Source organism: Roseateles sp., from assembly GCF_047654805.1.
GTDB lineage: Bacteria > Pseudomonadota > Gammaproteobacteria > Burkholderiales > Burkholderiaceae_C > Pelomonas.
The window spans coordinates 5,571,929-5,584,417 of record NZ_JASGIV010000001.1 but is presented as its reverse complement, the minus strand read 5'-3'; the positions used below and the strand labels follow the sequence as shown (position 1 = coordinate 5,584,417).

Annotated in this window: 12 protein-coding genes and 1 pseudogene; 8 read left to right on the top strand and 5 right to left on the bottom strand. The window is 66.8% G+C overall.

Annotated features, from left to right (window positions below; genetic code table 11):
- Nucleotides 1-57: 57 nt before the first annotated feature.
- From QM732_RS25280 to QM732_RS25270, 3 genes are all read left to right on the top strand, one after another.
- Nucleotides 58-273 (top strand): hypothetical protein, encoded by a 216-nt coding sequence (locus QM732_RS25280; protein ID WP_415658844.1) that lies wholly within the window; start codon nt 58-60, stop codon nt 271-273.
- A gap of 254 nt (nt 274-527) precedes the next feature.
- Nucleotides 528-1,052: a hypothetical protein gene (locus QM732_RS25275; protein ID WP_415658843.1), complete on the top strand. Its 525-nt coding sequence runs from the start codon at nt 528-530 to the stop codon at nt 1,050-1,052.
- On the top strand, nt 1,049-1,591 hold the full coding sequence (locus tag QM732_RS25270) for a hypothetical protein (protein WP_415658842.1): 543 nt from the start codon (nt 1,049-1,051) through the stop codon (nt 1,589-1,591). The genes QM732_RS25275 and QM732_RS25270 overlap by 4 nt, the downstream gene beginning before the upstream one ends.
- Here the strand turns inward: QM732_RS25270 and QM732_RS25265 are convergent.
- Nucleotides 1,573-3,149, bottom strand: a pseudogene (locus tag QM732_RS25265) (IS3 family transposase). The gene QM732_RS25270 and the pseudogene QM732_RS25265 sit on opposite strands and share 19 nt — an antisense overlap.
- Between QM732_RS25265 and QM732_RS25260 the strand changes: the two are divergent.
- The gene (locus QM732_RS25260) at nt 3,052-3,855 is read left to right on the top strand and encodes a sensor histidine kinase (protein ID WP_415658841.1); all 804 of its coding nucleotides are present in this window, start codon (nt 3,052-3,054) and stop codon (nt 3,853-3,855) included. The pseudogene QM732_RS25265 and the gene QM732_RS25260 sit on opposite strands and share 98 nt — an antisense overlap.
- On the top strand, nt 3,852-4,604 hold the full coding sequence (locus QM732_RS25255) for a LytR/AlgR family response regulator transcription factor (RefSeq protein ID WP_415658840.1): 753 nt from the start codon (nt 3,852-3,854) through the stop codon (nt 4,602-4,604). Before QM732_RS25260 ends, QM732_RS25255 begins: the two co-directional genes overlap by 4 nt.
- Before the next feature lie 403 nt (nt 4,605-5,007).
- On the opposite strand, the gene QM732_RS25250 is transcribed toward QM732_RS25255, so the two are convergent.
- The 3 genes from QM732_RS25250 to QM732_RS25240 all read right to left on the bottom strand — a co-directional run bounded on the left by QM732_RS25250 (nt 5,008) and on the right by QM732_RS25240 (nt 8,189).
- A complete protein-coding gene (locus QM732_RS25250) occupies nt 5,008-6,513 on the bottom strand; it encodes a CHAD domain-containing protein (protein WP_415658839.1) in 1,506 nt (501 codons plus the stop codon).
- 47 nt (nt 6,514-6,560) lie between these two features.
- Nucleotides 6,561-7,223, bottom strand: coding sequence for a glutathione S-transferase (locus tag QM732_RS25245; protein WP_415658838.1), 663 nt, complete (start codon nt 7,221-7,223; stop codon nt 6,561-6,563).
- A 69-nt stretch (nt 7,224-7,292) separates the two neighbouring features.
- Complete coding sequence (locus tag QM732_RS25240; RefSeq protein ID WP_415658837.1) at nt 7,293-8,189, bottom strand: DMT family transporter; 897 nt, start codon at nt 8,187-8,189, stop codon at nt 7,293-7,295.
- An 18-nt stretch (nt 8,190-8,207) separates the two neighbouring features.
- Here QM732_RS25240 and QM732_RS25235 point away from each other — a divergent pair, with 18 nt between their 5' ends.
- Nucleotides 8,208-9,365 (top strand): NAD(P)/FAD-dependent oxidoreductase, encoded by a 1,158-nt coding sequence (locus QM732_RS25235; RefSeq protein WP_415658836.1) that lies wholly within the window; start codon nt 8,208-8,210, stop codon nt 9,363-9,365.
- Here QM732_RS25235 and QM732_RS25230 read toward each other — a convergent pair.
- A complete protein-coding gene (locus QM732_RS25230) occupies nt 9,362-9,985 on the bottom strand; it encodes a glutathione S-transferase family protein (RefSeq protein ID WP_415658835.1) in 624 nt (207 codons plus the stop codon). The two genes, QM732_RS25235 and QM732_RS25230, sit on opposite strands and share 4 nt — an antisense overlap.
- A 208-nt stretch (nt 9,986-10,193) precedes the next feature.
- Between QM732_RS25230 and QM732_RS25225 the strand changes: the two genes are divergently transcribed.
- Complete coding sequence (locus QM732_RS25225; protein WP_415658834.1) at nt 10,194-11,429, top strand: YjgN family protein; 1,236 nt, start codon at nt 10,194-10,196, stop codon at nt 11,427-11,429.
- Nucleotides 11,426-12,472: a M48 family metallopeptidase gene (locus tag QM732_RS25220; RefSeq protein WP_415658833.1), complete on the top strand. Its 1,047-nt coding sequence runs from the start codon at nt 11,426-11,428 to the stop codon at nt 12,470-12,472. The genes QM732_RS25225 and QM732_RS25220 overlap by 4 nt, the downstream gene beginning before the upstream one ends.
- Nucleotides 12,473-12,489: the final 17 nt, after the last annotated feature.

Here is a 12,489-nt window from a genome sequence, read left to right as displayed (position 1 = left end):
GCCGCCGGGGGAGCCTGTCGTGCCATCTTGAGCCTGCGGCGTATCCTGGAACGCTGGATGCGAGCCTTCGCCATGAACGCGCCCTTGTTGCCGCAAATCCTGCTTCGGCAGGACCGCTCCCCGCAAACCGACCTGGACCTTGCCACCGAGGGCGTACTTCGCTACGTCTGGAGCAGCCAGTGGGGCGACATGCTTATCGAGGCGCGTGATGGCGTGGTCTACGTCAATGGTCAGCAGGTCGATGCGGCTCCGGCGCCGAAAGTTCAACGTTGAATGCAACGAAAAACCGATAGTTCAAAGTTGAGTGAGACAGGGGTTCAAACCTCGCTGGCTCGGCCGGAGCTAAGTGACTGATCGACGCCGTTTTTCGGTTTTGGGTTCAGCGCAAACCGACAGCCACTCGAGGCCACCCGTGAAAGGCCGCCAAATCCGGATTCCGTCAATTCATCTACTCGCGCCATCAATCCGTCGCGCGACCTGGCAGCACAGCCCCATCCGGAGCCACATTGGCAACCGAGGAGCCCCCCATGCTGCGTCGTTCTTTTCTATGCCTGCTCGCCACTACAGCCGCAACGGATGTCTTCGCGCTGTATGACCCGCCGCCACAAGAGTTGCTTCGTTTCATACCGGGCACTTGGAGCGGCACGCTCACCTATCGTGACTGGAGCAAGCCGGATCGGCTGGTCAAGCTGCCCTGCCGCGTGAACGCTTCGCTCATGGGCCCCATGAGCGTTAGCCTGTCATTCTTGTTTGACGACGGCCCAAGCAAGCAGGTGTATTCCTACGACCGCTGGCTGTTTGACTTTGCCAAGCGCGAAATGGTCTGGGTATCTGGAACAGACAAGGAGGAGCGCAGCGCCTACGTCATTGCAAGCGCATCGCGCACAGACGCTGGAAACTCCATCACCCTCACCCAGCCGGCCAATGGCAAGGTCCACCGCCAGCAATTGGTCAGCTCCCAGCAGGCACTACAACTGACCAAGGTCGACGTCAGCGGCGATGGCCAGGAAATCTTCCGCAACGCCTATGAGCTGAGGCGGGTCGACGCATGAGCCGCTCATCGCGGCATTTCCACAACAATGAAGCAATGCGCCCATCTTGGACATTCTGGACGCCGCCACCCGAAGTTCTTCGCATCTACGCCTTGGCGTGGCTGCCCGTGCTGCTGATCTATCTCGTCGCTGTCGAGACCGACGGGGTATGGGAGCGCGGTTTCAACTTGTCGAGCGCACTGCACGGCACCTTGCGCAACATGGGCCCGCAGTTCACTTTGCTGTTGCTGTTGTGGCCCGTCACAGGATGGATGGAAGCTCACCGTCTAAGCGCTATTCGACAGGTTGCTTCGCACGCCGTCTTGTCGGTCCTCTTCGTCTTTGTTTGGTACGGCCTCCTCTGGCTTTGGATCGCCATCGAGAGCGGCGTCTCTGGGGCCGAGCGCGCCCGCTCGAACTGGTTCATATGGCAGATGGAGTTCGGCATGCTCGCCTACGCAGCAGCTGCGGGAGGATTCAGCGCCTACCGTGCCGTGCGCCGTGCCATGGCCGGCGCGCGTCAATCTAGTTGTCGCCTCGGTTATGCAGCCAATGGCTGACTATCCTTGCTGCGCCGGGTCGCAGCGACGACAGAGTCGCGTTCTGGGTTGAGCGTGACGGCCGCGATGTGCGACCAGTCCCGCGTGCGGCCTGACCAGCGCGCCGGGTTGCGCTTTCGGGCCTTGTGATACACGTCGTGCCGGGCCGCGAGGAGCGCAACGTCCGCGCCGTCGTGGCGCTGCGCCGGGCTCACGTAGCGGATGCCGCTATGACGGTGGTCGTAGTTGTACCAATGCACGAACTCGCGCGCCCATTCGCGCGCGGCGCCGAGGTCGGCGAAGCCCTTGTCCGGGAACTCCGGCCGGTATTTGGCCGTGCGGAACAACGACTCCACGAAGGCGTTGTCATCGCTCACGCGAGGACGGGAGTACGAGGGCTTCACGCCCAGCCACCACAGCATCGCCAGCACCGTGGTGGCCTTGAGCGTGGCGCCGTTGTCGCCGTGCAGGACGGGCCTGTCGTCGCGCGGCAGGGCATGGATGCCCTCCGCCAACGCGGTGCGCTGCACGAGCCGCGCGGCGTGATCGCTGTCGTCCTCCTCATGCACCTCGAAGCCCACGATCTTGCGGCTGTAGACGTCCAGGATCAGGTACAGGAAGAACCAGCGCCCGACGACCTGCGTGGGCAGGAACGTCATATCCCAGCACCACAGCTGTCGCGGCGCGGTGGCGATGTGCGTGGTCGGCGGCCGGCTCTTGCGCGGCGCCTTAGCCCGCCCTCGATGGCGCATCTGGCCCTGGGCGCGCAGCACGCGTGCGAAGGTGGATTCGCTGGCGATGTACACGCCCTCGTCAGCCAGCATCGGCACGATGCGCGCCGGCGGCATGTCGGCGAAGCGCGGCTCGTTGGCCACGCGCAGGACCTCGGCGCGCTCGGCTTCGGTCAGCGCATGCGCGGGCACCGGGCGCATCGCTGCGGGCCTGCCATCGCCCGTTTCGAGGCCCTGGTGAGCATTCCAGCGCTGCAGGGTGCGTGCGGTGATACCCACCACCTCGCAGGCCTGGTGAAGCCGGGCTCCGGCTCGGCGCGCGACTTCAATGTTGCGGGCATGTTCTTGGCGATCTTCGAGGCCGATCATTCGTCCTCGCCCTGCGTGTTTCTTTGGAAGATCGCCGCCGTTTTTTTTGAAAGTACCAGCAGCGCTGCTGTCTCCGCCAGGGCCTTGTCTTTGCGGCGCACTTCGCGCTCGAGCTCCTTGATGCGACGCCGATCCTCGCGGGTCTGCGACGGGCTCGCGCGCGCCTCCTCGGGCGCGGCCAGGGCCTGCGTCGCACTGGTGCGCCACTGCAGCAATTGCTGCGGGTACACGCCGTTCTCGCGGCACCAGGCGCTGCGCGTGGCCTCGTCCATGGCCGCGGTCGTGATCACCGCCTCCAGCCGCGCGGCGGCCGTCCACTCGCGCTTTTGCAGCGGCTTGGACAGCGACTGCGCGCGCCAGCGCTCCAGCGTGTCCACACCGATGCCGATCTCACGCGACACCACCTCCGGCGGCGCGCTCTCCGGCGGCAGCATGCGCGCTACCGCCCGATCCTTGAATGCTTGTCCGTATCGAGCCAACTTCTTCTCTCATCGTCACCCCCAATTCTTCGGTTCTATCGGGGCGACAACCATTCTGACGCGGGGGGTGGCCGAGGCGGCGGCCGCAGCGCAGGCGCAGACCCTCTTGGCCCGCAGTGAGCTCGCGGCCCTTCGCAACAAGCTGAATCCCCATTTCTTGTTCAACACGCTCCACAGCATCCTGGCGCTGGTGCGAAAGGATGCGCGGCGAGCCGAGGACGCGCTGTTCATGTTCAGCGAAATGCTCCGCTACCTGCTGGACACCGAGCGCAGCGGCGACGACCAGGTGCTGCTCCGCGACGAGTTGGCATTCACTGAACAGTACCTGGCCCTTGAGGCCATCAGGCTGGGGGACCGCTTGCGCATCGACTGGCAGGTCAACGACGACGTGATGGCATTGACCGTGCCGGCACTATCAGTGCAACCCTTGGTCGAGAACAGCATCAAGCACGCGTTCAATCCACGAAGCGAACCCGGGACCCTTCGGCTGCTGGTGCGCCGTGAAGCAGGCGAACTCAGGGTCACCGTTGCCGACGACGGCCCCGGGGCAAGGCTGCCGCCTTCCGGTGGCCTGCCCCAAGGGCAGGGGCTGGGACTGCGTACGGTCGCTCGTCGGTTGAAGCTGCGTTGGGGCGATGAAGCACTGTTGGACGTGACGTCAAAGCCAGGCGCCGGCTTCAAAGTAGAAATGAGGCTGCCGACATGAGCATTCGAGCCCTGGTCTGCGAGGACGAGCCTTTGGCTCGCGAGACTCTGCGGGACTTCATCGGTGCATCGCCTGACTTGCTGCTTGTCGGTGAGGCCACCAACGGCCGTGAAGCTCTGAAGCTCATCCGGGCGCTGGCCCCAGATCTGGTTTTCATGGACATCCAGATGCCGGAGCTGACTGGCCTGGAGGTAGTTCGTCAACTGGTTGATGCAGGCGAGCACGTGCCGTCACTGGTTTTCACGACCGCCTTTGACCAGCATGCGGTGACCGCATTCGAGCTGCACGCACTCGACTACCTCCTCAAGCCCTTCACCGAAGCGCGCTTTACTGCTGCGGTCAAGCGGGCCCTTACCGCTGTTGCTCCGTCGGCGGAGCGCGGCGCTGCCGCCCTCGTTGCCTTGGGCAGCCCGTCAACCCAACCGCTGTCCCGCATCCTCGTGCGTGACCGCGGTCGCATCTTCCCCCTCGCGCTGTGCGAGATTGAGCACCTGCGCTCGGACCTCAAGTACACCCAGATCATGGTCCGTGGCGAGTGCTTCCTGGTGCGCATGCCTCTGACGGACCTTGAGGCCAGGCTCGACGCCACCCGTTTCCTGCGCATCCATCGCAGTGCGATTGTCAATCTGGATTTCGTCGCCTCTATGCGCTCGGACGACCAGAGCCAGCTGCAGATCCTGATGAAGGACGGCACCGAGTTGCTAGCAAACCGAGAGGCCAGCAAGCGCCTTAGGGACCTGGCGATTTGAGCCCTCCCTCCCGGCCGTCGGATCAAAGCAGGGCAACGACGGCTGTGATGGCGGCGCCTGTCCGTCAATGAGACATGCTGTGTATGCCGAATGCCCCGGACACCGCGTGTCATCGCACCGAGAACGACAGGAGCACCCGCCCCCCATGAGTGGCCGCTTCAGGTTGGGGACGTTGGCGCCCGCGTAGAGCTGCCCGGCAAGGCCAGTTCTGGAGGTCGCTTGACAGTGACCTCAGTGGGCTCCGTGCTTCGATGGCACCGAGGCCGGGCAAGTGCGCAATGGGCCAACCTCCAGCACCTGCGCTCTAGCAACCTGTGCCGCTCACCAGAGCTCCAAATGTCTCAAGGATCCTCATGTGCTGAAAGCTCCGTTCGGAACGCAGCGAACCACCGAAGGGTTTCCGTTACAGGATCAGCCCAAACCGACTACCGTGACAGCGCGGCAGCGGCTTGATGGCCAGCAGTACGGCCAGTTGGTCACGTGCCCTGCCGCGGGCCTCGACGAGCCGGGCACTCAGCCAGCCGACGGCGAACCAGGCGGCTGGGTCGTTACTCACCCGGGCTCGGTAGCGGTCGCGGACGAGCACGAGGTCGTTGATCTCTCCCAGGGCCAACTGCGCCGCAGCCAGCACCTGCATGTGGCGGGCGGCGCATTTGCGCGGGAGCAGCGGGCCCAGGAACTCGAGCGCATAGCGCTGGCGCTTCACCCGCTTGCGCAGCCTGTGCAGGGCCGTGGGATCGAGATCGTCGAAGCTCCGACAGCTCTCCACCAGTGCCTTGTGCCAGCGGCGCAACCGTCGGCGAGCCAGCCGCTTTAGCGTGGCCTGCGGCTCGACGGGCTCCAGACCCGCGCGCCAGGCGATCCAGGCCAGCAGCATGCGCTGCGTGGCGTCGCTGCGGACCAGCGCTACGAGGTCCGGGGCGCCACTCTCGGCAGGCAGGGTCAGCGGCGGTGCACCGGCCTGGCGGAGCTCGTCGGCAAAGGCCCCGGCCAGTACGTCCCCATCGCGCGCCCGGCCGAGCTCCGCGAACAGCGAACGCAGGCCATCCACGAGCTCGGAAGGCGGCTCCGCGACCCAGCCGCGAAAGGCGCTCAGCGCACTGCGCAGGCGGCGGATGCCGACGCGCGCCTGGTGCACATGCTCGGCGCGCGCACCGGCGTCGCCCTCGGCAATGCCGGTGACACTGCGGCCGACATGGGCCAGGCACTCGTCGCAGACCGCGACGAAGGCGTCCAGCGCGCTGGCGTCCTTGTCGTAGCGCGGCGGCCGCGCCTTGCGCAACGGCGGGTCGGCCAGGCCGGCAGCGAGGGCATAGCCGCGTTCGGCCTTGTTGCGCGGATCGAGGATGAGACCGAAGCGCCGCCGCCAGCGCTCGACCAGGTCCAGCATCGCGACCGGCGAGCCGGAGACGAGCTCGAACTCGACCTCGCGCAGCCTGCGCACCTCGATGCCTGCCGTCAGCCGGCCTTCGTCCAGCGCAATGTCGACGATGGCTCCGCGCGTGCGAACCCGACGCAGCAGCCGGCGCTGCTGGACTTGGAAGTGCGGGACGACGCCCTGCCCCTGTGAGCCGGCCCGTGCCAGAAACGCCAGCAACTGCTGCCCGGGGGGCGTGCCGGCGTGCGCTTGCGGGTCTGGGCTGGCATCGGGACGGACGACCTCATGCTCGAAACGGGTCAGCACATCATCGCCTGAGGCTTTCAGCCCCTGCACCCAGCGCCGGCCTTCGCGGCGCATGCGCCAGCCCAGGCCCGCGCGGGCGAGACGCTGGTCGGGCGTGTCGAAGTAGGCATCAGTCAGCGAGACACGCCGCGCCGTGCCGCGCTCCGTCAACGCCGCGACCAGTGCCGCGCGCGAGGCCGCCGGCACGAGGAACTTCAGCTCGACCTCAATGTGCGCGCCGCTCACGAGCACCCCTTCGAATGGCCATGCGGGGGCACATGGCGAGGGCGCCCTCAGGCGCGGTTGGCGGCGAGCGAGCGCTCCTGGTCGGCCTTGCGGTCGGCGGCAACCCGCTGTGCCGTCGGGCGTTCACCGATCAGCTTGGCATAGGGCTTCCAGTCCACGCCGCCGGCCTGCAGCAGGTCCTCGCCATAGATGATCTTGGTGGCCATGCCCACCAGCGGCAGGCTGACCCAGCCGGCGCAGTCGGCCATCGTGAAGTGGTCGCCAGCCAGGTAGGGGCCGAACCTGGCCAGGCGCTTGAAGGCCTTGATGTTCTCCGGCAGCAGGCGCGCGACGCGCTTCTTGGTGCCGTCACTGACCTGGCCACCGAAGAAGGACTCCGCGTACAGCTCGCGCGCCACCAGCTCCAGGTGCAGCTCCACGTAGGTGACGAGCTCGCGCACCTTGGCCGCCTGCCAGGGGTCGGCCGGGATCAGCCGCGGCGCGTCGGGATAGGCAGCCTCCAGGTAGTCAACGATGACTTGGCTCTCGCACAGCGCGCCATGCGGCGTCTTGATGAAGGGCACCTTGCCCAGCGGCGAGCAGCTCAGCACAGCCTCCGCCTCGGAATGCGTCTTCACGTACTCCTCGCTGAACGGAATGCCTTTCTCCAGCAGGGCGAGCTTGACCTTGTTGTAGTAGTTCGAGAGCGGGATACCGCAGAGCGTGATCATGTGTGTCTCCTGGGAACAGGCGCGCAGTCTATGCAGGGTACGCCAGGCAGCCCTGGCGCGGTGGTGACATCAGCGTCTATTGACCAACACGATACCCACCGCCAACGCCGCGAGCGCCCCGACGAGGCGGGCGCTGATACCCTCGCCCAGAAGCAGCGCACCCGCCAGCAGGCCGAACAGCGGCGTGCTCAGCGTGAAGACGGACAGCTTGGTGGCCGCGTAATGACGCACCAGCCAGAACCAGACCAGGTAGCTGGCGAAGGTCACGACGACGGCCTGGAACCCGAACAGGCCCACCAGGCGCGGCGACCACTGCAACGGCAGCGCCTCGCCGGCAAAGACCGCTGCGGCGCACAGCGCCAGCGCAGAGATGCCGAGCTGGTAGAGCAAGGTCTTCTCGGCCGGCGCCGCGCCGAGCCGGGTGGCGCGGATGGCCAGCGTCGTACCGCCCCACAGCACGGCGGCGGCCACGCCAAGGGCGTCGCCCCACCACTGCATGGGCGTGCCGGGTGCCGAGAAGCCTTCTGCGAACGCGAACGCCATCGCGCCGAAGGCCAGCACCAGGCCCATCCACTGCCGAGCCGACAACGCCTCGCCCCGCGCGATCCACGGCATGCCCAGTGCGACGACAAAGGGCGCCAGATAGATGAAGACGACCATGCGCGAGGCGCTGGTGTACTGCAAGCCGACGAATATGCAGGCGAACTCGCCCGCGAACAACAGGCCCGCCAGCAGGCCGCCGCCGAAGCTGCCGTCGCGCTCGAACAGCCGGATGCCGCGCCAGGCCGACCAGGCCCACACCAGCAACCCTGCCACCAACGAACGCAACCCCGCCTGCCACAGCGGCGCGATCTCGGTCAGCGCCGCCTTCGCGGCCACCTGGTTGATACCCCATAGCAGGCAGCACAACAGCAGCAGGCCGACGGCACGGGGATCGAGATGGGACTGGCGGGTCTGGGGGCTCATGCCCTCTATGCTGCCAGCATGTTCCAAGTGACCGTTATCGGCGGCGGCGTGATGGGTGCCGCAATCGCGTGTTTCCTGGCCCGCGACCACGGCATTGCCGTGACCGTCATCGAGCGCGACTGCAGCTACGCGCAGGCCTCCAGCTCGCTGTCGCTGAGCTCCATCCGCCAGCAGTTCTCTCAGCCGGTCAACATCGCGCTGTCACGCTGGAGCATCGAGTTCCTGCGCCGCGCGGCGAGCGAGCTGACGACGGCAAACGACACCCCGGCCATCGGCCTTGTGGAGCCGGGCTATCTCTATCTGGCGACGGCGGTCGGTGCGCAATCGCTGCGCGAGGCGCACGCCCGGCAGCGCGCTGAGGGCGTCGACGTGGCGTTGCTGGACCCGGCAGAACTCACGGGGCGATTCCCATGGCTGGCCGTCGAGGATCTCGCGCTGGGTTCGCTGGGGCTGAGCGGCGAAGGCTGGTTCGACGGCCCCGCACTGCACCGCGCGTTCCGGCACAAGGCGCAGACCTGCGGCGCACGCTTCGTGCAGGCCGATGCACTGGGCTTCGACAGCCGTGGCGACCACGTGACCGGCGTGCACTGCGCGGACGGCAGTTGCGTGGGTGGCGACGCCTTCGTCATCGCGGCCGGCGCATGGAGCGCGCCGCTGGGCCAGGCACTTGGCTGCAAGCTGCCCGTGGCGGCGAAGAAGCGCGACGTCTTCGTGCTGGAGACGCCGGCCGTCCTACCCGGCTGCCCGCTGGTCATCGACCCGAGCGGCTTCTGGTTCCGCACCGAAGGCCGGCTCATCCTGGCCGGCGGCCCGCCGCGCGGCGAGGACGCGGACGACCTACCGCTGCACGACATCGACCACGGCCTCTTCGAGGAACGGCTCTGGCCCACGCTCGCAGCCCGCGTGCCGGCGCTGGAGGCGCTGCGCGTACGCTCGGCCTGGGCCGGCTACTACGAGATGAATGCCTTCGACCACAACGGCCTCGCTGGCCGCCTGCCGGGCTGGGTCAATGCCTTCACGGCCTGCGGCTTCTCGGGCCATGGCATGCAGCAGTCGCCCGCCGTCGGGTACTCGATGGCTCGCCTGATTGTCGGCCTGGACGCGCCGCTGATCGCCTCACTGACACCGCAGCGCGTGCTCGATGGCCGGCCTCTCGTCGAGGCCAACGTCATCTAGGCCGGGACGGTGTCGATGAAGCTCTGGCGCAGGGCCAGTTTGTCCATGTGACGCGCCAGGTTGGGGTGCGCCTCGCGCCAGTCGATCTCCGGGAAGCGGAACTCCAGCCAGCCCAGGGCGCAGCCGACGGCGATGTCGGCCAGCGAGAAATGGTTGCCAGAGCACCAGGGCCTGTCGCCCAGACCCTGGCTCATCGCAGCCAGCGCGGCGGTGACCTTGGTCAGGTTGCGTGCGATCCAGGCCGGGCTGCGCTGCTCGGGCGTGCGCTGTGCCCACGTACGTTCCAGCCGCACGAGAACGCCTGCGTCCACGACGCCGTCGGCCAACGCCTCCCAGGTGCGCACCTCGCAACGTTCCCGGCCGCGCTCGGGAATCAGCCGGCCCACGGGCGACAGCGTGTCCACGTACTCGACGATGACACGCGAGTCAAACACCGCGCCGGTGATCGAGTCCTGGCCTTCCATCACCAGGCAGGGCACCTTGCCCAGCGGGTTCATCTTGAGGATGGCGTCGCTGGCCCAGACGTCCTCCAGCACCAACTGGTAGTCGAGCTTCTTCTCGGCCATCACGATGCGCACCTTGCGCACATAAGGGCTGGCGAGAGATCCGATCAACTTCATGGTCATAGGGCAAAAACGGGCATCACAAGTCGAAACGATTCTAGCCAGCGCCCCCTTTTGAACCACTCGTGAAAAAGGCCTGTCGGCTCCCGTACACAGCCCACTCACGCGGGGCTTGCCAGCCGGGGGCAGGCCCTGCAAAGTCTCGGCGCCCAAGACACCGGCTCAGTCCCATGAAGCCGGGACACGGCATCGCCAGGGAGGATGAATGTTGGAATCAGAAGGGTTCGCGGCCACGTTGCCCGCGGACGAAGCGTCGGCGCGCCCGGCCGTCAATGCAGCGTCGACCGCCGCCACCGGCTCGCGTCCGCTGCAGGTGCACTTCACCGGCAGCGGCAGGGAGTACTTCCGCATATGGCTGCTGCACCTGCTGCTGATCGTGGTGACGCTGGGGCTGTATCTGCCCTTTGCCAAGGCCCGGCGCATCCGCTACCTGTACGCCAACACCTGGATTGACGGCGATGCACTCGCCTTCCATGGCGACCCGAAGATGATGTTCCGCGGCTTCCTGGTTCTGGTCGCGCTGTTCGGTGTCTACGCCATTGGCGGGCGCTTCTCGCCCTTGGCGAACTACGTCGCCTTCCTCGGCCTGTGCGTGCTGTGGCCGGCCCTGTGGCGTGCAGGCCAGCAGTTCCGGCTTGCCAACTCGTCCTGGCGAGGCCTGCGCATGGCCTTCCGGGGCGACCTCGCCGGCGCCTATTCCGCCTTCGGTGCGGCCATCTGGCCCCTGGTGCTGATGATTGGCGTACAGCAGTTCGCCCGCTCCATCATGGAAGGCCGCATCGCCATCAGCGCGCAGTCCGCCTCGCTGGTGAGTACCAGCATGCTCGTCGTCGGCGGACTCGGCACCCTGCTCTACATCGTGTTCCTGCCGCTGGTGCTGGCCAAGGTGAAGCACTATCAGCACAACAACTACCAGCTCGCCAGCCAGCGCGCTCAGATGCAGGTGAAGACACGACGCTTCTACGGCCTGGCATTCAAGACGGCCTGCTGGGTGCTCGTGCCGATGCTCGCGCTCATCGGCACGCTGCTCATCCCGGACCTGCGCCAGTGGCTCACAGAGCACAAGGTCGTAGGCATCGTGGCAATGGGTGGCGCCATCGGCGTCTACCTGCTGTCCTTCGTGCTGATCGGTCCCTTCTTCAACGCACGGCTGCAGAACCTCGTCTGGAACCACACCGCGTCCGAGCAACTGCGCTTCTCCAGCCACCTGCGCTTTCGCAACCTGGCCTGGCTGACGGCCAAGAACTGGACCCTGACTCTGCTGACGCTGGGGCTGTACCGCCCTTTCGCCGCAATCGACACCTGGAAGCTGCGCCTTGAAGCCGTCAGCATCGAGGTGACCGGCGACATGAACGGCTGGGATGGCAGCGACAGCGCCGCCTACGCTGACGCCTCCGGCGAAGCCGCCGGCGACTTCTTTGGCATCGATCTCGGCCTATGAACACCTCCGCCTCCCCTACCCTGGCCGCGCAGTGGTTCGACGGCCTGCATCCCGTGCCCCATCCGGCCACCGTCTGGTTCGACGCGGAGCGCGTCTGCGTGCAGGCGGGTGACGCCGCGCCGCGCGACTACGCTGCCGCAAAGCTGCATTGGCCCGACCCGCTGCGCCAGGGTCAGCGCCAGATCCTGCTGCCTGACGGCGGCGTGCTGGCCTGCACCGACGCAGCCGCGTATGACGCATGGCTGCAGCAGAGCGGCCGACGCCACGCTTTCATCCCGCGCTGGCAGCAGAGCGGCTGGCTGGCACTGCTGACGCTGGTGCTGCTCATCGCCACGCTGTTCGCCGGCTGGCGCTGGGGCGTGCCGGTCGCGGCCGACACCACCGTCAAGTTCCTGCCCGACGCCGTCGACGATCGTGTTGGCGCCCAGGTCCTGAAAGAGCTGGATCGCCACTGGCTGCGTCCGAGCCAGCTCAGTTGGGCGCAGCGTCGCGCCGTCTTCGACCGCTTCGCTGACGCCGTCGACACCGCGCTGGATCGCCGCGCGTTGCCCAAGCTGACGCACTTCGACCTGCAGTTCCGCGAAGGCGGCCGCCACTTCGGCCCCAATGCGCTAGCGCTGCCCGGCGGCACCATCATCGTGACGGACGAGCTGGTGAAGCTGCTGGCAGACCAGCCCGAGGCCATCGTCGGCGTCCTCGGCCATGAGCTCGGCCACGTGAAACACCGGCACGGCATGCGGCTGACGCTGCGCGCCAGCGCGGTGGGGCTGGCCACTGGTGTACTGATCGGCGACTTCTCGGTGGCATTGGCCGGCGCGCCTGCACTGCTCGCCCAGCAGAGCTACTCGCGCGACTTCGAACGCGATGCCGACGACTACGCCCGCACTCTGTTGCGGGGCGCGGGCATCAACCCCGCCGTCATGGTCCATTTCTTCGAGCGATTGGAGAAGGATCATTCGGAAGATGCATCGAACAGTGCCTTCGCCGCAGCTTTTTCGAGCCATCCCGCCGACGAAGAGCGCAAAGCCTTCTTCAAAAAATAGAATTGCGGGTTTTCCAC